Below are 21,142 nucleotides of genomic sequence, written 5' to 3'. Positions count from 1 at the left end.
CTCAGGACGGCCCTGGCATGTCGCGCCCCAGGTCGCGTCGCTGACGGCCGACACACCGGCACGCTCCTGAATTGCGAACAGCCAGAGGTGAGTCTTCCCCGTGTTCACAACTCAGGACGGACCGGGCATGTCGCGCCACTGGTCACACCGCTCGATACCGACACACCGGCACGCTCCTGAGTTGCGAACGCAGGAACGCGACAGCGGCCGGTGCCCGAAGGCGACCGGCCGCTGCCGACGGAACTGCTGAGACTCAGTAGCCGGCGGTCGACATGACCGAGCCCAGCGCGACGGCGTAGAAGATGCCGCCGATGATGCCGAGCACGACGAGGATGATGCCGATGATGACACCGATCTTGGCGAGCTGGTTCGGGTAGCCGGCGTCCTTCGACTGCTTCTGCGCGACGAGGCTGATGATCAGGCCGACGAGCGGCACGACGATCGCGAGGATGAGGCCGACGAGGCCGAGCGTCTTGCCCGGGTAGTCGGCGGGCAGGGCGCCGCCCGGCTGCTGCGGAGCGTTGTACTGGGGTGCGTTGGTCATGATGGTTCCTCTCGAGGATGGTAGATGCGCCATGGGCGCGAGCCAACAGTAGTGGGTTAGATACCCGACAGGCGATGGGGACAACTCCCCAATCGCCCGGAGGTCACCGGGTTACGGGCAGGTGATGGTGGTCGTGCCGTCGGTGTGGACACCGCTCCCGAGCGATGCGCACGCCTCGTTGAACGCCGCAGCACCGATCGCGATACCCGCGATGGTCGCGATGATCGCGATGACGATGAAGACGATCGACAGGATGAGGCCGACCTTCGCCAGCGTGTTCTTGACACCCGCGTTCTTCGACTGCACCAGGGCGACGATGCTCAGGATGAGGCCGATCGGCGGGGCGAGGAAGGCGAGGATGAGGCCGACGATGCCGAGCGTCTTTCCGGCGGTCGCGTCGCCGCTGGGAGCTGCGCCGCCGGAGTACGCGGGAGCCGAGCCGTACTGATCCTTTGGGGGCTGCGGCGCCTGGGGAGCCTGCGGCGGCTGGCCGGGGTATTCACCGGGAGGAGGAGTCGACATGGGCGTGGTCCTTTCGAACAGGCGGATCTGCGGAGGTTCGAGCGGGCCCAGAATACCGGTCAGACGTCGTTTTGTGCCCTGTTCGAGGGAAATGATTGCGAACCGCCCTGATCAGCGCCAGGATGCACGGACACCGCGTCCTCGCCCACGATTTGGATCTGGCCGAGACCGCCGTGCGTCCGGCAGCGCGTCCTAGTGCAGGTCGAGGGCCGCGATGAGCTCGGCGCTGCGACGGGTCGTGATGATGAGCCGCGAGTACTCCGCGTCTTCGAGATCGATGACGACCGACGGTTTGGTGCCCTTGATGACCAGGAAGTCCATGCCGCCGTGGAACTTCCACTGGCCGATGGCGAGCGTCAACGGGATCGCCGTGCCGGGCGCACGGATGCCCCGGACCCAGATCCACGGGTCGTCGGTGATGGTGGCGGAACGGATGCTCGACCGTGGCACGACGACGTTGCTCCGACGCAGCGAGAGCGCTTTGTCGTACGCGGACAGCTCGATCTCCAGTCGGTCGGGGTGCAGACGCAAGGAGGCCATGCCTCTAGTCTGCCAACCCCCACCGACGTTCGCGTTGCCGGAAGTTCACAAAGCGGTAACGCATGCCCTGTGCAGCGTCCGACGTCGGCGGCGGGGCGACCCTCCGACTCAGCGGATGGCCGCCGCAGCCGCACGGGCCGCCGCGGGCAGGGCGTCGATGATGCGCCCGATCGCCTCGTCGTCGTGCGCCGCGGAGACGAACCAGGCCTCGTACACGCTCGGCGGGAGCGACACCCCCGCGTCGAGCATGCGGTGGAAGAAGGCCGGGTAGCGGAAGGCGTCCTGCTGCAGGACCGCGGCGTAATCGGTCGGTGCCGTCTCGCTGAAGGCGAAGGAGAACAGGTTCCCGGCGCGCTGCACGGTGTGCGCGACCCCGGCCTCCGTGAGCGCGTTCGAGGTCGCCTCGGACACGATCGCGGCCGCCGCGTCGACCCGACGGTAGACGTCCTGGTCGGCGAGGCGCAGCGTCTCGATGCCGGCGGCGAGGGCCACCGGGTTCCCCGAGAGCGTGCCGGCCTGGTAGACCGGGCCGGTCGGTGCGAGCAGGTCCATGAGCTCGGCGCGCCCACCCAGCGCGGCGAGGGGCATGCCACCGCCGATGACCTTGCCGAAGGTGAAGAGGTCGGGCTGGTACACGCCGACGGGGATGCTGATGGCGCCGGTCGAGTTCGCGACGGCGTGGTTGCCGGCCTCCCAGGCCTCTGCGCCCGGGACGGGCTCCGTGCCCGGCGCGACGGCGGCGAGTCCGCGGTTGTCGAGCCCCCACCAACCGGCGGAGGAGACGCGGAACCCGGTGAGCACCTCGTCGATGATGACCAGCGAGCCGTACTCGTGCGCGAGCTTCACGACGCTCGCGTTGAACCCGGGAGCCGGCGGGACGACGCCCATGTTGGCGGAGGCCGCCTCCATGATGATCGCGGCGATGTCCTGGCCGCGCTCGGCGAACACCTCGCGGAGCGCCGCCCGGTCGTTGTACGGGACGACGATCGTCTGGGCTGCCGTCTCGGCGGTGACCCCGGCGGACCCCGGCAGGGCGAGGGTCGCGACGCCCGACCCCGCTTCGGCGAGCAGGCCGTCGGAGTGGCCGTGGTAGTGCCCGGCGAACTTCACGATGAGGCTGCGACCGGTGGCTCCGCGCGCGAGGCGGATGGCCGTCATGGTCGCCTCGGTGCCGGTGGAGACCATGCGCAGCTTCTCGATCGGCGCGACGCCGGACGCCTGGACGCGCTCCTTGACGAGCTCCGCGAGCTCGGTCTCGGCCGGGGTGGACGCGCCGAAGGAGAGGCCGCGGGCCGCAGCGGCCTGCACGGCCTCGACGACCTGCGGGTGCGCGTGTCCGAGGAGCGCGGGGCCCCACGCGCTCACGAGGTCGACGTACTGCACGCCCTCGGAGTCGGTGATGTAGGGGCCGGTCGCGGACACCATGAACCGCGGCGTGCCGCCGACCGAGCGGAAGGCACGGACGGGCGAGTTCACCCCACCGGGGATCGACCGCTGGGCTCTGGCGAATGCTGCGTCGTTCATCGGGTTCCTCCTGCACGCAGACCGCGCGCCTCATCCAACCAACCGGCGAGTTCGACGGCCCAGTAGCTCAGGACGACCTCGGCTCCGGCGCGCTTGATGGACAGCACCGACTCCTCGATCGCGCGTCGGCGGTCGATCCAGCCCTGCCGGGCGGCGGCCTCGATCATCGCGTACTCGCCGGACACCTGGTACGCCCAGACCGGGATCGACACCGTGTCCGCCACGTCGGCCAGGACGTCGAGGAAGCTCCCTGCTGGCTTCACCATGACGATGTCGGCGCCCTCTGCCTCGTCGATGAGCGCCTCGCGCAGACCCTCACGACGGTTGGCGGGGTCGAGCTGGTAGGTGCGGCGGTCGCCCTGCAGCTGCGAGTCGACAGCCTCGCGGAAGGGGCCGTAGAGCGCGGACGCGAACTTCGCCGAGTAGGCGAGGATGATCGTGTCGTCGAACCCGGCGGCGTCGAGCGTCTCGCGGACGGCGGCGACCTGGCCGTCCATCATGCCCGAGAGGCCGAGGAGGGCCGAGCCGGACTCGGCCTGGGCCAGCGCCATGTCGCGGTAGCGGTCGAGCGTGCGGTCGTTGTCGACGCGCCCGCGGTCGTCGAGGACACCGCAGTGTCCGTGATCGGTGAACTCGTCGAGGCAGAGGTCTGTCTGCACGACCAGGGCGTCGCCCACCTCGGCGACGAGCGCACGGGTCGCGACGTTGAGGATGCCGTCGGGGTCGGTCGCGCCGGAACCCTCGGCGTCGCGCTCGGCCGGGACGCCGAAGAGCATGACCCCACCGATGCCGGCCGCAGCCGCCTCAGCCGCGGCCCGCTTGGCGCTGTCGACGGTGTGCTGCCGGACACCCGGCATCGAGGAGATCTCGACCGGCTCGGAGACGCCCTCCCGCACGAACATGGGGAGCACCAGCTCCGCCGGGTCGAGTCGCGTCTCGCTGACGAGGCGACGGATGGCCGGCTGCTGCCGGAGACGACGGGGACGGGTCTCGGGAATGCTCACCCGTCCAGCCTACGCGCCGCTGCCGACGCGCCCTCCCGGTTCGCGCAGGGCGTGAAGCCGGTCAGCGGATCCCGTCGCCGGCGTCCTCGTCGCGGTTCTGGCTGAGCGCCACCGACACGATCGCCTCGATCAGCGAGTCGACCGTCTGCTGCTCCGCCACGACGTCGACCCGGAGCCCGTAGCCTCGGGCGTCACGAGCCGTGCGGGGTCCGATCGCGGCGATGACGGTGCTCTCGGGGATCTCGGGGAACTGCGAACGGACCTGCTCCGCCACGCTGCCAGAGGTGACGAGGATGGCACGCACCCGGCCGCTGGCGACGTCGGCGACGATCTTCTCCGCCACCGGAACACCGACCGTGCGATAGGCCACGACGGACTGGACGTCGTGTCCGGCGGCGATCAGGCCCTCCGTGAGGAGCGGCTTGGCGATGGCCGAGCGGAGCGTGAGGATGCGCTTCGGGTGCGGTTCGAGCGCCGTGAGCTCCTGCACCATGCCCTTGGCGGAGTTGTCCTTCGCCGGCACGAGGTCGACGCTGTAGCCGACGGCGGTGAGCGCGGCAGCGGTCGTCTCGCCGACGGCGGCGACCCTCGTCGTCTCGGGGATCCGGATCCGCTGCGAGGACAGCACGTCGACCGTGGTCGCGCTCGTCACGGTCAGCCAGTCGAACTCGCCAGCCTCGAGCGCCGCGAGCGCGGCCCCGAGGGTCTCCGGGTCGTCGGTGCTGGCGAAGTTGATCATCGGGGCGACGACGGGCGACCCGCCCTTGCCACGGACCGTCCCGGCGACCGAGTCGCCCCACGGACCGCCGCGCGGCACGAGGACGCGCCACCCGCCGAGCGGCTTGGTGGCGGTGGGAACGGTGTTCGACTTCGTCCAGTCCTTCACGCAGCGCCTCCCAGCGGGGCGAGGTCGGCTGCGCCGGCCTCGATGAGCTCGTCCGCGAGCGAGACACCCAGCGCGTCGGCCGCTTGCAGCAGCTCCCGCCCGTGTCCGTCGCCGGAGAACCCCTCCGCGCGGCTCTCCCGGTGGATCATCTCGGTGCCGTCGAGCGAGTAGACGGCGGCCTGCAGCACGAGGTCCTCGTCGTCGAGCCAGGCTGCGGCACCGACGGGGGCCGAGCAACCGGCCTCGAGTCGACGGAGCACGGCCCGCTCCGCCGTGGCCTGCCAGCGGCTCGGCGCGTGGTCGAGCAACGCGATGGAACCGGCGATGGACGATTCGTCGTCGTCGAGGCACTCGATCGCGAGCGCCCCCTGCCCCGGCGCGGTCGGCCAGGTGTCGAGGTCGAAGAGCCCGGTGACGGCGTCGAGCCGTCCGAGGCGGGTGAGACCGGCGGCCGCGAGGACGACCGCGTCGAGGTCGTCGTCGATGCGGCGCAGGCGGGTGTCGATGTTGCCGCGGATGTCGACGACCTCGAGGTCGGGCCGGATGCGCTTCAGCTGGGCGATCCGACGCGGTGAGCCGGTGCCGATCCTGGCACCCTGCGGCAGGTCGTCGAGCGAGCGGTCGTCGGAGGCGCACAGGGCGTCGCGCGGATCCTCGCGCATCGGCATGGCGGCGATCGTGAAGCCCTCGGCCGGAGCCGTCGGCAGGTCCTTCAAGGAGTGCACGACGAGATCGCAGGCGCCGTCGAGCAGGGCGTCGCGGAGCGCGTTGACGAACACACCCGTCCCGCCGATGGTCGAGAGCGACTCGCGACTCGTGTCGCCCTGCGTCGTGACGGTGACGATCTCGACGTCCTCACCGGTGGCCGCCGTGAGGGCGTCGGCCACATGACCGGTCTGCGCCAGCGCCAGGGCGCTGCCGCGGGTTCCGATGCGAAGGGTCATGGGGCGATCCCCGAGAACGCCGGTTTGAAGCCCAGCCGGGCGTTCTCGCAGCACCCGGGGCGGCAGACGTCGTACCAGGGGCCGAGGTCGGTCATGTGCGGTCGTTCCTCGACGGGCGTGCCGTCGCGGCGCTCGAGGACGAGGTCGACGAGTCCCTTGACGTAGGCGGCGGCGGTGCCCGGCGTCGGGACGCGGACGGCGGCCAGGCCGTGCTCGCCGGCCGTCTCCATGGCCTCGTTGTCGAGGTCCCACATGACCTCCATGTGGTCGCTCACGAAGCCGAGCGGCACGATGACGATCGCCTTGCGGCCGACGGCGGGCAGCTCGGCGATCGCGTCGTTGATGTCGGGCTCGAGCCACGGCATGCTCGGCGGACCCGAACGGGACTGGTAGACGAGCTGCCACGGCACCGAGACACCGCTGCCGACCGCGCCACCGAGGACACCGGCCTCACGGAGCTGGTCGATGGCGTTCGCCATGACGACCTCGGCCACCGCGAGGTGCTGGGCCTCGTACGCGCCGTGGTCGCCGAAGCCGCGGAAGTCGGGGCCGGAGCGCGCGGCGTCGCCGGTGGGGATCGAGTGTGTCGCGAAGAGCACCTCGATCTCCGTCTCGGCGGAGAGCTCGGGCTGCTCGCGCAGGTACTCGGCGATCGCCTCACGGACACCGTCGATGAACGGGGTAACGAAGCCGGGGTGGTCGAAGAACTGACGCACCTTGTCGATCTGGATCTCGCCCTGGAGGTTCGTCTCGTCGACGGCCATCGCGAAGTCCTCGCGGTACTGCCGACAGCTCGAGTACGAGGAGTAGGCGCTCGTGGCGATCGCGATGAGCTTCGTGAAGCCGCGCTCGTGCGCCTCGGTCAGCGCGTCGCGCAGGTACGGGTCCCAGTTGCGGTTGCCCCAGAGGACCGGGAGGTCGATGCCACGGGAGGCGAGTTCGAGCTCCAGGGCCGCCTTGAGCGCACGGTTCTGGTCGTTGATGGGGCTGACGCCACCGAAGTGGCGGTAGTGGTGTGCCACCTCTTCGAGACGCTCCTCGGGGATCCCGCGCCCGCGCGTGACGTTGCGGAGGAACGGGATGACGTCGTCCTGGCCCTCTGGCCCGCCGAAGCCGGCGAGGAGGATGGCGTCGTAGTCCGTCGGCTCGGAGACGTGCTCAGGACCGGCCGCTGCGGCGTCGGTCGCGCCGCGGACGATGCGCTCGGGGGACTCGGCTCCGGTGCTCCCCAGGTTCATGGCTGCCATCAGCGCACCACCTCCAATGCCTCGGCGGGCGTGATACGGCGGCCCGTGAAGAACGGCACCTCTTCGCGCACGTGGCGGCGCGCTTCGGTGTTGCGCAGGTCGCGCATGAGGTCGACGAGTTCGACGACGTCGTCGGCTTCGAGCGGCAGGAGCCACTCGTAGTCGCCGAGGGCGAAGGAGGCGACGGTGTTGGCGAGCACACCCGTGAACGCCGCACCCTGACGGCCGTGCTCGGCGAGCATCTTGCGGCGCTCCTCCTCCGGCAGGAGGTACCACTCGTAGCTGCGCACGAAGGGGTACAGGCAGAGCCAGCCCTTCGGCTCGATGCCGCGGAGGAACCCGGGGACGTGCTGCCGGTTGAACTCGGCGTCGCGGTGGACGCCCATGGCGTTCCAGGTGGGCGCGAGCGAACCGAGGATGGCGGTGCGGCGCAGCTCGCGGAGGCCGGCCTGCAGGCCCTCGGCGGTGTCGCCGTGGAGCCACAGCATGAGGTCGGCGTCGGCGCGGAGGCCGGAGACGTCGTAGATGCCGCGCAGGGTCACGCCCTGGGCTTCGACGAGCGCGATGGATGCTTCGAGTTCGGAGACATGCTCTTCGCCGAGCGGCAGCGCACTCGCCGGCTCGCGGCGCAGGACAGCCCAGAGGGTGAATCCTGAGGGGCCAGTCGGGGTGGCTGAGTCGGTCGGGTGGTGCGATGCCTCGGCAGAGGCCGGGTGAGTCATAGTCCTATCCTCACCCAGTTCGGTCGATTGGGCAAAAGGGGCAGGTCACGATTGACACCGAGCCCAGCCTCACCGCCGATACAGTCGGGTGATGACCAGCGAGCAACCTCCCGTCGAGTACCACGTCGCCCGAGCGGCCGAGATGGATCCGGTGACGCTCTACCGCGTGCTGAAGATCCGCGTCGACGTCTTCGTCGTCGAGCAGACGGCGCTCTTCGCCGACCTCGACGGTCGCGACATCGAGGACGGGACCCTCATCGCCTGGGCGCAGGAGGGCGACGAGGTGCTCGCGACGATCCGGATCCTGACCGAGGCCGAGCACTCGGAGATCGGACGGGTGGCCACCGCGTTCACCGCCCGCGGGCGGGGTCTCGCCGCGGAACTGATCCGCCGCGCCGTCGCCGACCACGGGCATCGGGAACTCCGCATGGGCGCCCAGAAACGCCTCGCCGACTGGTACGGCCGGTTCGGGTTCGAGATCAGCGGCCCCGACTACGTGGAGGACGACATCGTGCACGTCCCGATGACGCGCGTCGCCACGCCGAGCGACTGACCGGCGGCGGGACGCGTCAGCGCGCGATGGCGCGGACGATGCCCCACACGGCCAGCCCGGCCGCACCGGCGAGGCCCGCGACACCGGCGTAGAAGACCGCCGGGCGTTCGACCTTGACGGTCGCGATCTGCACGATGGCACGACGCTTGGCGCGGTGCACCTGCTTCGGGACGTTGAGCTTGTCCTCGATCGCGTTCAGCGTGGCGACGAGCTCGGCACGAGCCTGCTCGGGCGAGGGCGTCGCCCCCGGGAACTGGTCAACGGTCATACTCGCCGAGTCCCTTCACTGCCTTGATGTCTTCCTTCACGTTGTCCATCGGGCTCGGGTCCTCGTTGATCTTCTTGAAGTACCGCAGCGCGATCAGCACGAGGACCGCAGCGACGAGGACGAAGAGCACGAAGACGCAGAGCGCCGCCAGCCACGAGGGCATGACGAGCGCGAGCGCGAGGATCAGCACGGCGACGAGCACGCCGACCGCGAAGAAGAGGAACACCGCGGCACCGGCGACGAAGGCCGCGCCGATACCCGCGTACTTGCCCTTGTGGGCGAGCTGCGTCTTGAGGTTGGCGATCTCGGCCTTGACCAGGTTCGAGACGACCCCCGGCAGCTGGCCGACGAGGGTCAGGAGGGACTCGTCGCGCTTGTCGTAACGCGGCTCCGACCGGTTGCGGTCACTCATGAACGGCATCGTCGGTGCTACTCGCCGCTCTTGGGCTTCGGAACCGTCGTCTTGGGCGCGGCAGGCTTGCGCACTGCGGGCTTCGGGGCCGAAGACGTCGAGGTGCCGGAGGCCGTGCGGGCGTCCTTGACCGTCTCGGACACGTCCTGGACGGTGTCCTCGGTCTTGGAGATGGCTTTATCGAGCTTCTGGCCGGGTGTCGAACCCTGCTGGCTGACGACCTTCGCGACGGCGCTGACGCCGCTCCACAGGGCCGCGGGGACCTCGCTGATGCGTGCCTTGGCGAAGTCCTCGACCTTGCCGCGCTGCGCGCGCACCGGCTTCGCGTTCCACAGCTTGACCCACTGCGTCTTGATCTGCTCGTAGCGTTCGCGTCCGGCGCGGGTACCGAGCACGTAGCCCGTGAGCCCACCGACGACGAACATGACCTTGCCCTTCATGGCGCCTCCGTCTGTTCGAGTGGTGCTGTGATGCTGCATCCAACGGGACCAGCGTAGTCGGGTGTCACTCCGACGCCACCATCCGGTCGGGGGTTGACAGGAAAAGATGCCGGGTCGGGCATATGGGCGCGTCTACCGCTGCAGCGCCTGATGGCGGAGTCGTGCCGCCGCCTCGTGGGCGTCGGGGACCACCGAGGCGAGCCCCGTGCCCGACAACCAGGCGCCCGTGACCGCGAGGTCGGGCACCTCGGCCACCGCTTCCCGGATGGCCGTCGAGCGTTCGCGCTGGCCGCGCGCGGCGGTCGGCTGCGTCCCCGTCCAGGAGATGCGGTGGAAGCCGCGGACGCTGCCCGGGTCGAGCTGGACGCCGAGCATCGCCGACGCATCGCGCAACGCCGTCGAGAGCAGCTCCTCGTCGGTCAACGCGCTCGTCGCGTCGGCCTCGCCCTGACGGCCGAAGGACAGGCGGACGACGTGGCGGTGCTCGCCATGCTCCTTCGCGCGGTCGGCAAGCCAGGCCCACTTCGCCGTCGCGTGGGTGAGCGCCTTGGCGTGGAGCGTGGAGCCGGGTGCGACGAGCAGCCCGGAGCCACGCGGTGCGGCGTCGAGTGCCGGTTCGTCGAGCACGATCGTCACGAGCTCGATCGGCGCGGGCAGGACCGGGTCGCCCGCATCGTCGCCGGCGGCGGGGAGGTCGCGGAGCGCCGGCCCGACGTCGGCCAGCAGGTTGCGGGCCGGCTGCTCGGGCGTCGCGATGAGGACCAGATCGGCCTCGAGCACCCGGCCGTCGGTCAGGGCGACGTACCAGGGGGCCTTCGACGCGCCGGCGGCCGCGGGACGCTCGCTCATCCGCGGGAGGCCAGCGTCGCCGAGGCCGACACCCGGTCCGTCCACGTCGATGTCGAACGGGTTCCGGGAGATCGCCGTGACGGCGACGCCGGTGATGAGCGTCGACCCCCACCGCTCGAGCTCCGCGGTCAAGCCGTCGACGAGGACGGTCATGCCACCGTCGAGGCCACCGACCGCGGCGCCGGCGGGCGCGTTCTCCCGGAGGGCGGCGACGGCGAGGGACAGCGCCCCGGTGCGGGTCAGCGCGGCGTTCAGCCCGGGAGCCGCGCGGTCGACGTCGAGGTCGTCCGGAGCGGCCGAGTAGACGCCCGAGGTGACCGGTGCGACGAGGAGGTCGTGGACGGCCGCGCCCATGCGCTTCCGGACGAGCGCACCGAGGTTGTGTTCGGTGCCGATCGTGAGCGGCGGGCGGATGCGGTCGAGGTAGGCGCGCAGCGCGCCCTTCCAACCGATGACCCGACGGACGTCGTCGGCGAGGGGGTTCGTCGGGATGCCCAGCAGCCCTGCCTTGGGGAGGGGGACACTCCGCTGCGGCTGTCCGGGCTTGGCGACGTGCAACCAGGCCCCGGCCCGGTTGGGACGCACGACGCGGTCGGTCAGGCCCAGCTGCTCGATGAGCTCGGCGACCGAGCCACCGCGCGTCGCGAAGCTCTCGGCACCGACGTCGACGCGGAGACCTGCGACCTCGGCGGCCGCGAGCGCGCCACCGAACGACTCCTGCGCGTCGACGACCGTCACCGAGATGCCGACCTTGGCGCAGTCGACCGCGCCGACGAGTCCGGCCACACCACCGCCGATGACGACGAGACGCTTCGGCTCGAGACTCATGCGGGCTGCCAATCGTGGGCGAGGGCGACGATGCGGGTCAGGACGTCCGGGTCGGTCTCGGGCGGGACCCCGTGGCCGAGGTTGAGGACGTGCGACGGCGCCGCCGTCCCGCGCTGGAGGATGTCGAGGACGTGCGCCTCGAGGACCGGCCATGGGGCGGCGAGCAGTGCCGGGTCGATGTTGCCCTGCACGGGGACGCCGCCACCGAGACGTCGGATGCCCTCGTCGAGCGCCAACCGGTAGTCGATCCCGACCACGTCGGCGCCGACCCGGTGCATCGCACCGAGCAGTTCACCGGTCCCGACGCCGAAGTGCACCTTCGGGACGGGGAGGTCGGCGACGTGCGCGAGCGCGGCCCGGGAGGCCGGGGCGACGTGACGCTCGTAGTCCTCGAGGGAGAGTGCCCCCGCCCACGAGTCGAAGAGCTGCGCGGCTGACGCACCGGCGAGCACCTGGGCGCGGAGGAAGCGACCGGTGACGTCCGCGCACCAGGCCATGAGCTTCGCCCACGACTCCGGGTCGGCGTGCATGAGGGTGCGGGCGGCGAGGTGGTCCTTCGACGGTCCGCCCTCGACGAGATAGGCGGCGAGCGTGAACGGCGCACCCGCGAAGCCGATGAGCGGCGTGCGGCCGTCGCCGATCCCCGCGAGCCCGGCGACGGTGAGCGCGACGCCCTCGCGGATCGGCGCGAGCGTGTCGTCGAGGACGGCCGGGTCGAGCGCGACGAGCGCGTCGACCTCGGCGGCCGTCCGAACGGCGGAACCCATGACGGGACCACGGCCCGGCACGATCTCGACCGCGACCCCGGCCTGCTTCAGCGGCACCACGATGTCGCTGAAGAAGATGGCCGCGTCCGTCCCGTGCCGTCGGATGGGCTGGAGGGTGATCTCGCTCGCCATCGCCGGGTCGAGGCAGGCGTCGAGCATGGCCGTCCCGATCCGCAACTCGCGATACTCCGGCAGCGACCGGCCGGCCTGACGCATGAACCAGACGGGCGTCCGCTCGGGACGGGTGCCGCGGTACGCGGTGATGAGCGGCGACGACTGGGTCACGCCGGTGACGAGCGGGTGTTCGGGTGGGAGACTCACCCCTCCATCCTCCCATCTCCGCCCTGAGAGGGAGGGGCGCGCGTGCGACCGGGTGAGGGTCACCTGGGTGGCTTCCCGGAGAGGCCGACGTGCCCGCTCGGGTAGACTCATCGGGTGCTCATGTGTGTGACGGCGAGCCATAAGAACGCCACCTTCGACCTCCTCGAACGACTCTCAGTCGGTGCCGAGGGCGTTGCCGCGCGCCTGGTCGAGCACCACGAGTGCGTCTCGGGTGCCGTCGTCGTGGCCACCTGCAACCGGTTCGAGGCGTACATCGACCTCGACGAGCCCGTCACCGCCGCCGCATCCGTCGCCTTCGAGGCCGCTGCGGAGGCCGTCAGCGAGACCACCGGCATCCCCGCCGAGCAGCTGCGGGAGGTGTTCGACCTCAGCGTCGGCACCGCAGCAGCTGAACACCTCTTCGCCGTGTCGGCCGGACTCGAGTCCGTCGTCGTCGGCGAGGGCGAGATCGCCGGCCAGGTGCGGCGCTCCCTCGAGGCAGCTCGCGCGGGTGGCACCACCAGCTCCGAACTGGAGCGCCTGTTCCAGCGCGCGTCCCAGACCTCCCGCGGCATCAAGAACCGCACGCCGCTCGGGCGCGCCGGTCGCTCCATCGTGCGTCTCGCCCTCGACCTCGCGGAGAGCCGTATCGACGACTGGGCCACGCAACGCGTGTTACTCGTCGGCACCGGTGCGTACGCCGGCGCGAGCCTCGCCGCCCTCCGCGACCGCGGCGTCACCGACGTCCTCGTGTACTCGCCGTCCGGCCGCGCCGAGAAGTTCGCGCGCTCGCACGAGATCGGCTGGATCGGACACGACGACCTCGCCCGCACCACCGGCGAGGTCGACATCATCGTCACCTGCACCACCGCCGAGGGCCACGTGGTCGACGCCGAGCTGCTGCGCGCGGGTCGCACGGCCGTCGCCGCCGACCACCGTGCACGCGCCACGGCCGCCACGGACGCACCGACGCTCTCCCTCGTCACCGCGGCCGACGCACCGGCCGCGCCCGAGCCCACCGGGGTCTCCGCGCTCGTCCACGACGTCATCACCGAGGCCGCCGCCGAGTGCCCGGTGCCGCACGCCTCGGCCCAGCTCGTCATCGACCTCGGCCTGCCGCGCAACGTCGACCCCGACGTCTCCACCGTTTCCGGCGTCGTCCTGCTCGACCTCGAGACCATCCGCATCCACGCGCCGCTCGAGGAGCTGCAGGCCACCGAGGTCGCGCGCTCCATCGTCAGCCGCGCCGCGCAGAAGTTCGCCGCGGTCGGCGAGGAGCGAAGCCTCGAGCCCGCCGTCGTCGCCCTCCGCAGCCACGTGCACGCACTCGTCGAGGCCGAGGTCGCCCGCGCGACCGCTCGCGGCGACGACGACGGCTCGACCGCCCGCGCACTGCGTCACCTCGCCGGAGTGCTGCTGCACGAACCGACGGTGCGGGCACGGAACCTCGCACGCAACGGCGAGCAGGCCGCGTACACGACGGCGCTGCAGACGCTCTTCGGCATCGAGGTTCCCCAGGCACCGGCGGTCGTCGCACCGGTCGCCGACACCGACTCGGCCGCTTCCGCCTCCTAGGCTTCCGACGGCACTGGGGCTCGTCGGGTGGCCCCGGTCGCCGAGCCGACCTCGGCCACCGAGCCGACCTCGGTTCACCGAGCCTGTCGAGGTGCGCGCCCAGAACGACGAACGGGCACCGGCGCGATGCCGATGCCCGTCACGATCCGCCTGCGGAGCAGGCCGTGGATCAGTAGTCGTAGTTGTAGTCGTACGAGCTCGCGCCGGCGATCGCGCCTGCGATGATCAGGAAGTAGAAGATGATCACGATGATGCCGGCGAGGACCGACACGCCGCTCACGATGGTGCCGGCGAGGGCCAGGCCGCGGCCCTGCTCGCCGGTGCGCTTGATCTGACCGAGCGCGATGATGCCGAGCACGAGGCCGACGACGCCGAACCCGACGAACGGGGCGATGAGCGAGATGATCGCCATGACGTTCGTCTTCGGGCCGGTCGGCTGCGCGTAGCCGTACGGTGCCTGGGGCTGTCCGTACGGAGCGGCGGGCTGGCCGTAGGGGTTCTGCTGCTGCCCGTAGGGTGCCTGCGGCTGGCCGTAGGGGTTCTGCTGCTCGCCGTAGGGAGCCTGCGGCTGTCCGTACTTCGGCTGCTCGCCGTACTGCGGAGCCTGCTGGCCCGGCTGCTCACCGTAGGGCGAGGGCTGGCCGTACTGCGGAGCCTGTTCCCCGTACTGCGGAGCCGGCGGAACCTGCGATTCGCCGTAGGCCGGCTGCTGGGGGTTCTGGCTCTGACCGTATGGGTCGTTCGGCTGGCCGGAGTTCGGATCAGTCATGAAGGTGCACCTCGCGCATAGGGGTTCGACGAACGGACTCATGCTTGCAGCGTGCCGTCGCCTTGTCAACACAGGGTAACCCGCGATCCCTGATGTCCACTGGGCTCGCGCGGTGCGCACCGGAGGCGGTGGCAAGATGGACGAGGGGGTGCGGATGGACGAGGAGTCGGTGGCGGAAGCCGAGGACGTCGCGCTCGCCGACGCCCCGCCGGTCGCCGAACGGCCGGGAGCGATGACCATCGCCGGGATCGTCGCCGTCGACTGGGTCCACTCGGTCGTCTGGCACACGCGGGCCTTCTTCAGCGGCCGCATCCCGAAGGAGTACGCCCGTGGCGACGCGAGTCGACCGGTCGTCGTGCTCATCCCGGGCGTGTACGAGACCTGGGCGTTCCTGAAGCCGGTCGCAGACCGCCTGAACGCCGACGGCTACCGGATCCGCATCGCCCGCGGCCTCGGGTACAACCGCAAGCCCATCCGCGACACGGCGGCTCGCTTCGCCCGCGCGCTCGGACGGCTGCCGAAGCCCGCCGCCGGGTGCGTCATCGTCGCGCACAGTAAGGGAGGACTCGTCGGGAAGGAGCTGCTCCTCACGGAACGCGAGCGGCTGGGCCTGCTCGGGGTCGTCGCGATCTGCTCGCCGTTCTCCGGGTCGGTGCTCGCGAAGTACGTGGTCGACCCGAGCCTCCGCGCGTTCCTCCCGACGGACGAGACCATCGTCGCGCTCGGCGCCCCGCACGACGTCAACGCCGACGTCGTCTCGATCTACAGCACGTTCGACCCGCACGTGCCGTCCAGCAGCGTGCTGCCCGGGGCGACGAACGTACTCCTCCCGGTGCCCGGTCACTTCGTGATCCTGAGCACGGACGAGCTCAAGGACGCCGTGGAACTCGCCGTCGACGGGTTCGCCGATCGGGTGCAGCCCGCTCCCGACACCGAGCACCCGGCCGACCGGTGAGCCGCGCACCAGAGGGCTCGGGCAGCCCGCTCCCCGACATCCTGGTGTCTGCGGTCGCGATCGTCCGCACACGGCGGGTCCTCATGGTGACGGCTCGCGGTCGCGACGTCCTGTACATGCCCGGCGGGAAGATCGACGCGGGCGAGACGCCGGCCGAGGCCGCTGTCCGAGAGGCACGCGAGGAGGTCGCGGTCGAGATCGATCCGGCGCGGGTGACGCCGTTGTTCACGGTGGTCACGCAGGCGCACGGCGAGCCCGACGGCCGGCTCGTACGGATGCACGTCTTCGCGGCCGAGACGGACGAGGCTCCGACGCCCTCCGCCGAGGTGAGCGCGGTCCACTGGGTGGGCACGGAGTCACTCGACCGCTGCCCACCCGCGGGGCGCGAGGTGCTCGAGCGCCTAGCGGCGGCGGGGCTCATCGACTGAGCGGCGGCCCTTCGACACGCTCAGGGACCGGAGGAGTGAGACCGGCTCAGTGCACGTACTCGAGGAGGTCCTGGCCGAGGATCCGGACGGCGTCGACCACCCCGAGGCGCGTGCCGAGCTCCGTGTCGTCGTAGCTCGTGCACACGGCGTAGCTCACGGCACCGTTCGGACCGCGGAGGATGCCCGCCTCGGCTCGCACGCCGACCCCGGAACCGGTCTTGTTGAAGAGCTGGATGCCGTGGTCGGGCTCACGGTGGGCCAGTGGGTCGAGCCCGAAGCCCGAGGCGACGAGCGAGAGGTCGGTGTTGAGCGACAACCAGGCCAGGACCCGGCGGCTGGTGGTCGCGTCGACGATCTCGCCCGTCGCGAGCGCCTGGAACAGCCAGGCGAGTTCGCGGGCGGACCCGACGGAGAGCTGCGGTGCGTTGTCGGGGCCGCGGTGGTCGCGGACGATGTCGAGGAGGGCCGTGCGCTTCAGCCCGATCTCCTCCGCACGGTGGCGGACGGCGTCGAGACCGATGTGGCGGAGCAGGACGTTCGTGGCGAGGTTGTCGCTCGTGGCGCCGACGAGGGCCGCGAGGTCGGCGACCGGCAGGGACGGCGCTTGGAGGTGCTGCCAGATCCCGGAGTCGGCGACGGCGTCGAGGGGCTCGCGGTCGAGGATGGTGAGGCCGCTGAAGTCGGCGTCGCCGAGGCGGGCCGCGACCTCGATGAGGAGGAGGACCTTGCCGATCGAGGCGGTGGGCACGACGACGTGGTCGTCGGCCGACATGAGCATCTCGCCGGTGGTGATGTCGTTGATCCGGAGGCTGACCTGCGCGCCCGACGCGGCCAGCTCGCCGAGGGCGCTGAACCCGCGGGTGAAGGGTTCGATCTGGGCGGAGGCACGGTGGCGCCCTCGACGCGCATCGCGCGACCGGCGACGTTCCGACTCGTGCACTCGTGAAGCCACGGCTGACCGAACTCCTCTGCTCCAGATGGTGATCCCGACGATCCTGCGGGTGTGGACCTGCCCCGGTCAGCCCACTCGACGGGCGTCCGACGACCCGCGCTGCGGGCCTCCGGATGTGCCGTCCACGGTATCGTAAGCGCCCTTCGCGCTGGCTGCGAATCTGGGCCTGGGAACGTCGTTCCCGGGCGCGTCGGTCCGACATCCGTCGCTTCCATCACCCGCGAATCCGGTCGGTCCACCGCCCGGATCCCGCAGGTTTCAGCTCGTGATCAGCCGCGGGCGCGGGCTGGGAACTGGGTCGCGAACTTGCCGCCACTGACGTCGATCAGCGCGCCGGTGACGTAGCCCGCCTGGTCGCTCGCGAGGAACCGGACGACGTTCGCGACGTCCTCCGGTTCCTCCCAGCGGCGCACCGAGAGCGTGTCGAGGAGTTCGTCCTGCTGCGCCGTCGGGAGCTCGGCGAAACCGTTCATCGCCGTCGGCACCATGCCGGGGGCGTAGGCGTTCACCGTGATGTCCCACGGCCCCAGCTCGCTCGCGAGGACCCTGGTCAGCTGGACCACCGCAGACTTCGACGCCGCGTAGGCCGCGCTGCCGACGCTCGGGATGACCGCAGCGAAGCTCGCCGCGTTGATGATGCGGCCGGAGCGCTGTTCCTTCAGATACGGGATGACCGCCTTCGACACCCGGAAGACGCCGCCGACGTTGACGTCGAAGCACCTGGTCCACGCGGCGTCGCTCGTCTCCTCGAGCAGCGATTGCACGTTGACCCCGGCGTTGTTCACGAGGACGTCGATCCCTCCGAGCCCGGCGGCAGCGGCCGCGACCGCGCTCGACACCGAGTCCTCGGAACGCACATCGCACGTGATGGCGACGAGGTCACCGCGGTGGGACGCCACGAGCGCGTCGAGGGAGGAGACGTCGAGGTCGAGCACCGCGACGCGGGACCCCTCAGCCAGGAAGGACTCCACGAGGGCGAGCCCGATCCCTCGAGCGCCTCCGGTCACGATCACCCGTCGGTCCGTCAGGTCCAGCAGCATCGGTGTCTCCCGTCGTCCGAGCGCATCCGTCGACGCGTCGACCCGGTGTCGACGGCCGCGTGCGCACCAGGCGAGTAAAACATACTTATGGTCGGCCGGCTCGATACACTGGCGCCATGACGGATCGAGTGCTCTGGGTGACGGGTGGCGGCAGCGGTATGGGACAGGCCGTGGCGGTGTCGGCCGCCGAGGCGGGATGGCGCGTCGCCGTGACGGGGCGACGCCGCGAGGCGCTCCTCGAGACCGTCGGAGCCATCACCTCCGCGGACGGTGTGGCCGTCGCCGCGGAAGCCGACGCGACGGACCCCATTTCGCTCGCGCGAGCCCACGACCGCATCCTCGCCGAGCTCGGCCCGGTCGACGACCTCGTCACCGCGGCGGGCCTGAACGCGCCTCGGCGCCGGTGGGACGACCAGTCGATGACGGAGTTCGCCGCGATCGTCGACACCAACCTCACCTCGGTCGCCCGGACGATCGACCTCGCGCTGCCCACCATCCGCGACGCCCAGGGACGGATCGTCGTCATCTCCTCCTTCGCCGGCTGGCGCTTCTCGACGAAGGGTGGCGTGGCCTACAGCGCGAGCAAGACCGCGCTCGCCTCGCTCTGCGCGACCCTCAACGAGGAGGAGGGGGCCCACGGCGTCGGCGCCACCCACCTCTGCCCGGGCGACGTCGACACCCCGTTCCTCTCCATGCGGCCGCAGGTGCCGGACGCGTCGGCGCGCGAGACGATGCTGACGCCCGAGGACATCGGCCGCGCCGTGCGGTTCATCCTCGACGGCCCGCCGCACGTGCGGATCGACGAACTCGTGATCTCCCCCACCCGTCCGTCAGCACGGGCGTGAGCCGCTCACCGGGGGCGTCGGCCTTCGAACGGACGCTCGACCGGATCGGCACCGAGATCGTCGACGGCGGACTACCCGCCGGCACGGTGTGCACGGTGGACGAGCTGATCGCCATGGCCGGACATTCCCGCTCGGTGGTCCGGGAGGCGACCCGCGTGCTCTCCGGCATGGGACTCCTCGCCAGCAAGGCACACGTCGGCCACACCGTGCAGCCGTCGTCGAGCTGGGACTGGTTGCAGCCTCGGGTGCTCCGCTGGGCGCTGGCGAGCGGACGACGGGAGTCCACCCTCCTCGCGATCCGCGAACTCCGCACTGCGACCGAGCCGGAGTCGGCGCGGCTCGCGGCCGAGCGACGCAGCGACGAGGACGCCCGTGAGCTCCGCGTGACGAGCGAGGCGCTCCGCGCGGCTGCGGTCCGCCAGGATCCGACCGCGTTCCTCGAGGCCGACCTCCTGCTGCATCGCCTCATCCGGCGCGCGGCGGCGAACCCGATCCTCGACCGGGTCGGCGACGCCGTCGACGAGGCCCTCCGGGATCGCGTGGACCAGCTGCCCGGTGACGGCATCGACCACCACGACGCGGCGTTGCACACGGACCTCGCGTCGGCGATCGAGGCGCAGGACGGCGAGCGGGCCGCCGCGACGATGCGCGTGATCATCCTCCGCACGGCCTGACGACGGCAGCGCCCGACCGCCATCCACACACACGGTTCTCGCAGCTTCGTGAAACACGTCCGTCACGCAGGTAACGACCGTGTTGCAGTGCTGGAAAATATTTGCAAGCTTCCTGTACTTATTGAATACTGTTTCCACACCCACTGAAAACAGCAGGGATCGACCGTGGTTTCCCGGTCACTCCGGATCCCGGGCCAACGACGGCCCGGACTCCCGATCCCAGAATCGAGGAGCAGCACCATGCGCAAGCGCACCCTTCCGCTGGCCGTCCTCGCCACCGCGGCACTCGGCCTCACCGCCTGTGCCGGTGGCGGTTCCGGCTCAGGCGACGTCTCGGCAGACGGCCAGACGCTCACCGTCTGGATCATGCAGGGCACCAACCCCGACTCCGAGGCCTTCTTCAAGGAGGTCGGCTCGGCCTTCAAGAAGGAGACCGGCGCCACCCTCAAGGTCGAGTACGTGCAGTGGGCCGACGCCCACGACCGCTTCGTGACGTCGATCGCCGGGAACACCACCCCCGACGTCGCCGAGACGGGCACCACCTGGACGGCCGAGTTCGCCGACGCCGGCGCCCTCGCCCCCATCGGCGACTACGTCGACAAAGCGGGCCTGAAGGACGACCTCGTCCAGGGCCTCGCCGACTCCGGCACCTACGACGGCGAGCTCTACGGCATGCCGTGGTACGCCGGCGTCCGCTCGATCGTCTACCGCACCGACGTCTTCGAGGAGCTCGGCCTCAAGGCGCCGACCACCTGGCAGGAGATCATCGACGCCGGCACCGCGATCAAGGCCGCCAAGCCCGACATGATCCCGTTCCCCGTCCCCGGCGACGCCGAGTTCACGGCGTACCCCTGGGTCTGGGGCGCCGGCGGCGAGGTCTCCGAGCTCGACGGCGACACCTGGAAGTCGGGTCTCGCGAGCGACGACTCGCGCAAGGGCATCCAGTTCTGGACCGACCTGGCCACCAAGTACGACCTCTCCTCCTCGGGTGCCACCACCTGGAAGGAGACCGACGTCCTCGACAACTTCGTGCAGGACAAGGTCGCCATGGCGATCATGGGCTCCTGGACCCCGGCGACGATCGTCCAGAAGAACCCGGAGCTCGAGGGCAAGTTCGCCGCCATCCCGATCCCGGGTGAAGACGGCGGCATGTCGCCCTCCGTGCTCGGCGGTTCCCACCTCAGCATGTTCAACACCTCGAAGAACAAGGACCTCGCGTTCCAGTTCATCGAGATGATGACCACCGGCAAGTTCGCCTCCGAGTGGGCCGAGCAGACCGGCTACTTCCCCGGCCAGACCTCGCTCCTCAGCGACTCGACCGAGAGCGACGACCCGCTGGTGAAGCCCTTCGCCGAGCAGTTCGTCGACGGCGGCGCTTCCCTCCCCGTGACCCCGAAGTTCGGTGCGGTGCAGGCGAAGAAGACCACCAACGCGATGATCCAGGCCATCCTCTCCGGAAGCAAGTCGGTCGACCAGGCGACGACCGATGCCGCCAAGGAGATGGACGACATCATGAACGGCAAGTAGCCGATC

General features: G+C 70.8%; 24 protein-coding genes. 7 read left to right on the top strand and 17 right to left on the bottom strand.

Annotated elements, in window-relative coordinates:
- Nucleotides 1-253: 253 nt before the first annotated feature.
- From ITJ62_RS12670 to hemQ, 9 genes are all read right to left on the bottom strand, one after another.
- Nucleotides 254-544: a hypothetical protein gene (locus ITJ62_RS12670; RefSeq protein WP_064294905.1), complete on the bottom strand. Its 291-nt coding sequence runs from the start codon at nt 542-544 to the stop codon at nt 254-256.
- A gap of 111 nt (nt 545-655) precedes the next feature.
- Nucleotides 656-1,066 carry a DUF4190 domain-containing protein gene (locus ITJ62_RS12665; protein WP_194602680.1) on the bottom strand — a complete coding sequence of 137 codons (411 nt, stop codon included), beginning with the start codon at nt 1,064-1,066 and terminating at the stop codon, nt 656-658.
- A gap of 192 nt (nt 1,067-1,258) precedes the next feature.
- A complete protein-coding gene (locus ITJ62_RS12660) occupies nt 1,259-1,606 on the bottom strand; it encodes a hypothetical protein (protein ID WP_064294907.1) in 348 nt (115 codons plus the stop codon).
- Nucleotides 1,607-1,714: 108 nt separating this feature from the next.
- Nucleotides 1,715-3,130 carry a glutamate-1-semialdehyde 2,1-aminomutase gene (locus ITJ62_RS12655; protein ID WP_194602676.1) on the bottom strand — a complete coding sequence of 472 codons (1,416 nt, stop codon included), beginning with the start codon at nt 3,128-3,130 and terminating at the stop codon, nt 1,715-1,717.
- The gene (gene hemB / locus ITJ62_RS12650) at nt 3,127-4,134 is read right to left on the bottom strand and encodes a porphobilinogen synthase (RefSeq protein ID WP_194602673.1); all 1,008 of its coding nucleotides are present in this window, start codon (nt 4,132-4,134) and stop codon (nt 3,127-3,129) included. Before hemB ends, ITJ62_RS12655 begins: the two co-directional genes overlap by 4 nt.
- 61 nt (nt 4,135-4,195) lie before the next feature.
- Nucleotides 4,196-5,020 carry a uroporphyrinogen-III synthase gene (locus tag ITJ62_RS12645; RefSeq protein WP_137244240.1) on the bottom strand — a complete coding sequence of 275 codons (825 nt, stop codon included), beginning with the start codon at nt 5,018-5,020 and terminating at the stop codon, nt 4,196-4,198.
- A complete protein-coding gene (gene hemC, locus ITJ62_RS12640) occupies nt 5,017-5,964 on the bottom strand; it encodes a hydroxymethylbilane synthase (protein WP_064294911.1) in 948 nt (315 codons plus the stop codon). The genes ITJ62_RS12645 and hemC overlap by 4 nt, the downstream gene beginning before the upstream one ends.
- On the bottom strand, nt 5,961-7,211 hold the full coding sequence (locus ITJ62_RS12635; RefSeq protein ID WP_228498470.1) for a ferrochelatase: 1,251 nt from the start codon (nt 7,209-7,211) through the stop codon (nt 5,961-5,963). The genes hemC and ITJ62_RS12635 overlap by 4 nt, the downstream gene beginning before the upstream one ends.
- A complete protein-coding gene (gene hemQ, locus ITJ62_RS12630; protein ID WP_064294913.1) occupies nt 7,211-7,933 on the bottom strand; it encodes a hydrogen peroxide-dependent heme synthase in 723 nt (240 codons plus the stop codon). Before hemQ ends, ITJ62_RS12635 begins: the two co-directional genes overlap by 1 nt.
- Before the next feature lie 91 nt (nt 7,934-8,024).
- Here hemQ and ITJ62_RS12625 point away from each other — a divergent pair, with 91 nt between their 5' ends.
- Nucleotides 8,025-8,486 carry a GNAT family N-acetyltransferase gene (locus ITJ62_RS12625; RefSeq protein WP_071260458.1) on the top strand — a complete coding sequence of 154 codons (462 nt, stop codon included), beginning with the start codon at nt 8,025-8,027 and terminating at the stop codon, nt 8,484-8,486.
- 16 nt (nt 8,487-8,502) lie between these two features.
- Here ITJ62_RS12625 and ITJ62_RS12620 read toward each other — a convergent pair whose 3' ends face one another.
- The 5 genes from ITJ62_RS12620 to hemE all read right to left on the bottom strand — a co-directional run bounded on the left by ITJ62_RS12620 (nt 8,503) and on the right by hemE (nt 12,371).
- Nucleotides 8,503-8,754, bottom strand: coding sequence for a DUF3618 domain-containing protein (locus ITJ62_RS12620; RefSeq protein WP_079003603.1), 252 nt, complete (start codon nt 8,752-8,754; stop codon nt 8,503-8,505).
- Nucleotides 8,744-9,166 (bottom strand): phage holin family protein, encoded by a 423-nt coding sequence (locus ITJ62_RS12615; protein ID WP_064294953.1) that lies wholly within the window; start codon nt 9,164-9,166, stop codon nt 8,744-8,746. Before ITJ62_RS12615 ends, ITJ62_RS12620 begins: the two co-directional genes overlap by 11 nt.
- Nucleotides 9,167-9,183: 17 nt before the next feature.
- On the bottom strand, nt 9,184-9,606 hold the full coding sequence (locus ITJ62_RS12610) for a hypothetical protein (RefSeq protein ID WP_194602670.1): 423 nt from the start codon (nt 9,604-9,606) through the stop codon (nt 9,184-9,186).
- Between the two features lie 132 nt (nt 9,607-9,738).
- Complete coding sequence (locus ITJ62_RS12605; RefSeq protein ID WP_194602667.1) at nt 9,739-11,283, bottom strand: NAD(P)/FAD-dependent oxidoreductase; 1,545 nt, start codon at nt 11,281-11,283, stop codon at nt 9,739-9,741.
- Nucleotides 11,280-12,371, bottom strand: coding sequence for a uroporphyrinogen decarboxylase (gene hemE, locus ITJ62_RS12600; protein ID WP_370581909.1), 1,092 nt, complete (start codon nt 12,369-12,371; stop codon nt 11,280-11,282). Before hemE ends, ITJ62_RS12605 begins: the two co-directional genes overlap by 4 nt.
- Before the next feature lie 114 nt (nt 12,372-12,485).
- Here hemE and ITJ62_RS12595 point away from each other — a divergent pair, with 114 nt between their 5' ends.
- Nucleotides 12,486-13,946, top strand: a complete 1,461-nt coding sequence (locus ITJ62_RS12595) for a glutamyl-tRNA reductase (protein WP_194602659.1) — start codon at nt 12,486-12,488, stop codon at nt 13,944-13,946.
- A gap of 169 nt (nt 13,947-14,115) precedes the next feature.
- Here the strand turns inward: ITJ62_RS12595 and ITJ62_RS12590 are convergent, their stop codons facing one another.
- Entirely contained in the window at nt 14,116-14,715 is a 600-nt protein-coding gene (locus tag ITJ62_RS12590; protein ID WP_137244246.1) for a DUF4190 domain-containing protein, read from the bottom strand.
- 112 nt (nt 14,716-14,827) lie between these two features.
- On the opposite strand from ITJ62_RS12590, the gene ITJ62_RS12585 reads away from it, so the two are divergent.
- Together ITJ62_RS12585 and ITJ62_RS12580 are read left to right on the top strand one after the other, a co-directional pair.
- The gene (locus tag ITJ62_RS12585; RefSeq protein WP_194602656.1) at nt 14,828-15,670 is read left to right on the top strand and encodes a triacylglycerol lipase; all 843 of its coding nucleotides are present in this window, start codon (nt 14,828-14,830) and stop codon (nt 15,668-15,670) included.
- Nucleotides 15,667-16,098, top strand: a complete 432-nt coding sequence (locus tag ITJ62_RS12580) for an NUDIX domain-containing protein (RefSeq protein WP_370581908.1) — start codon at nt 15,667-15,669, stop codon at nt 16,096-16,098. The genes ITJ62_RS12585 and ITJ62_RS12580 overlap by 4 nt, the downstream gene beginning before the upstream one ends.
- 46 nt (nt 16,099-16,144) lie before the next feature.
- On the opposite strand, the gene ITJ62_RS12575 is transcribed toward ITJ62_RS12580, so the two are convergent.
- Both ITJ62_RS12575 and ITJ62_RS12570 read right to left on the bottom strand, forming a co-directional pair.
- Nucleotides 16,145-17,050 carry a serine hydrolase gene (locus ITJ62_RS12575; RefSeq protein ID WP_064294922.1) on the bottom strand — a complete coding sequence of 302 codons (906 nt, stop codon included), beginning with the start codon at nt 17,048-17,050 and terminating at the stop codon, nt 16,145-16,147.
- Nucleotides 17,051-17,319: 269 nt separating this feature from the next.
- On the bottom strand, nt 17,320-18,090 hold the full coding sequence (locus ITJ62_RS12570; protein WP_194602653.1) for an SDR family NAD(P)-dependent oxidoreductase: 771 nt from the start codon (nt 18,088-18,090) through the stop codon (nt 17,320-17,322).
- Between the two features lie 116 nt (nt 18,091-18,206).
- On the opposite strand from ITJ62_RS12570, the gene ITJ62_RS12565 reads away from it, so the two are divergent.
- The 3 genes from ITJ62_RS12565 (at nt 18,207) to ITJ62_RS12555 (ending at nt 21,136) form a co-directional block, all read left to right on the top strand.
- Nucleotides 18,207-18,935: an SDR family oxidoreductase gene (locus tag ITJ62_RS12565; RefSeq protein WP_194602650.1), complete on the top strand. Its 729-nt coding sequence runs from the start codon at nt 18,207-18,209 to the stop codon at nt 18,933-18,935.
- Nucleotides 18,932-19,609 (top strand): FCD domain-containing protein, encoded by a 678-nt coding sequence (locus ITJ62_RS12560; RefSeq protein ID WP_194602646.1) that lies wholly within the window; start codon nt 18,932-18,934, stop codon nt 19,607-19,609. The genes ITJ62_RS12565 and ITJ62_RS12560 overlap by 4 nt, the downstream gene beginning before the upstream one ends.
- A gap of 240 nt (nt 19,610-19,849) precedes the next feature.
- Nucleotides 19,850-21,136: a sugar ABC transporter substrate-binding protein gene (locus ITJ62_RS12555; protein WP_085514313.1), complete on the top strand. Its 1,287-nt coding sequence runs from the start codon at nt 19,850-19,852 to the stop codon at nt 21,134-21,136.
- Nucleotides 21,137-21,142: the final 6 nt, after the last annotated feature.

Source organism: Plantibacter sp. VKM Ac-2876, from assembly GCF_015350715.1.
In the GTDB taxonomy this organism is placed as follows: Bacteria; Actinomycetota; Actinomycetes; order Actinomycetales; family Microbacteriaceae; genus Plantibacter; species Plantibacter auratus.
This window is presented reverse-complemented; position numbering and strand designations above follow the sequence as displayed.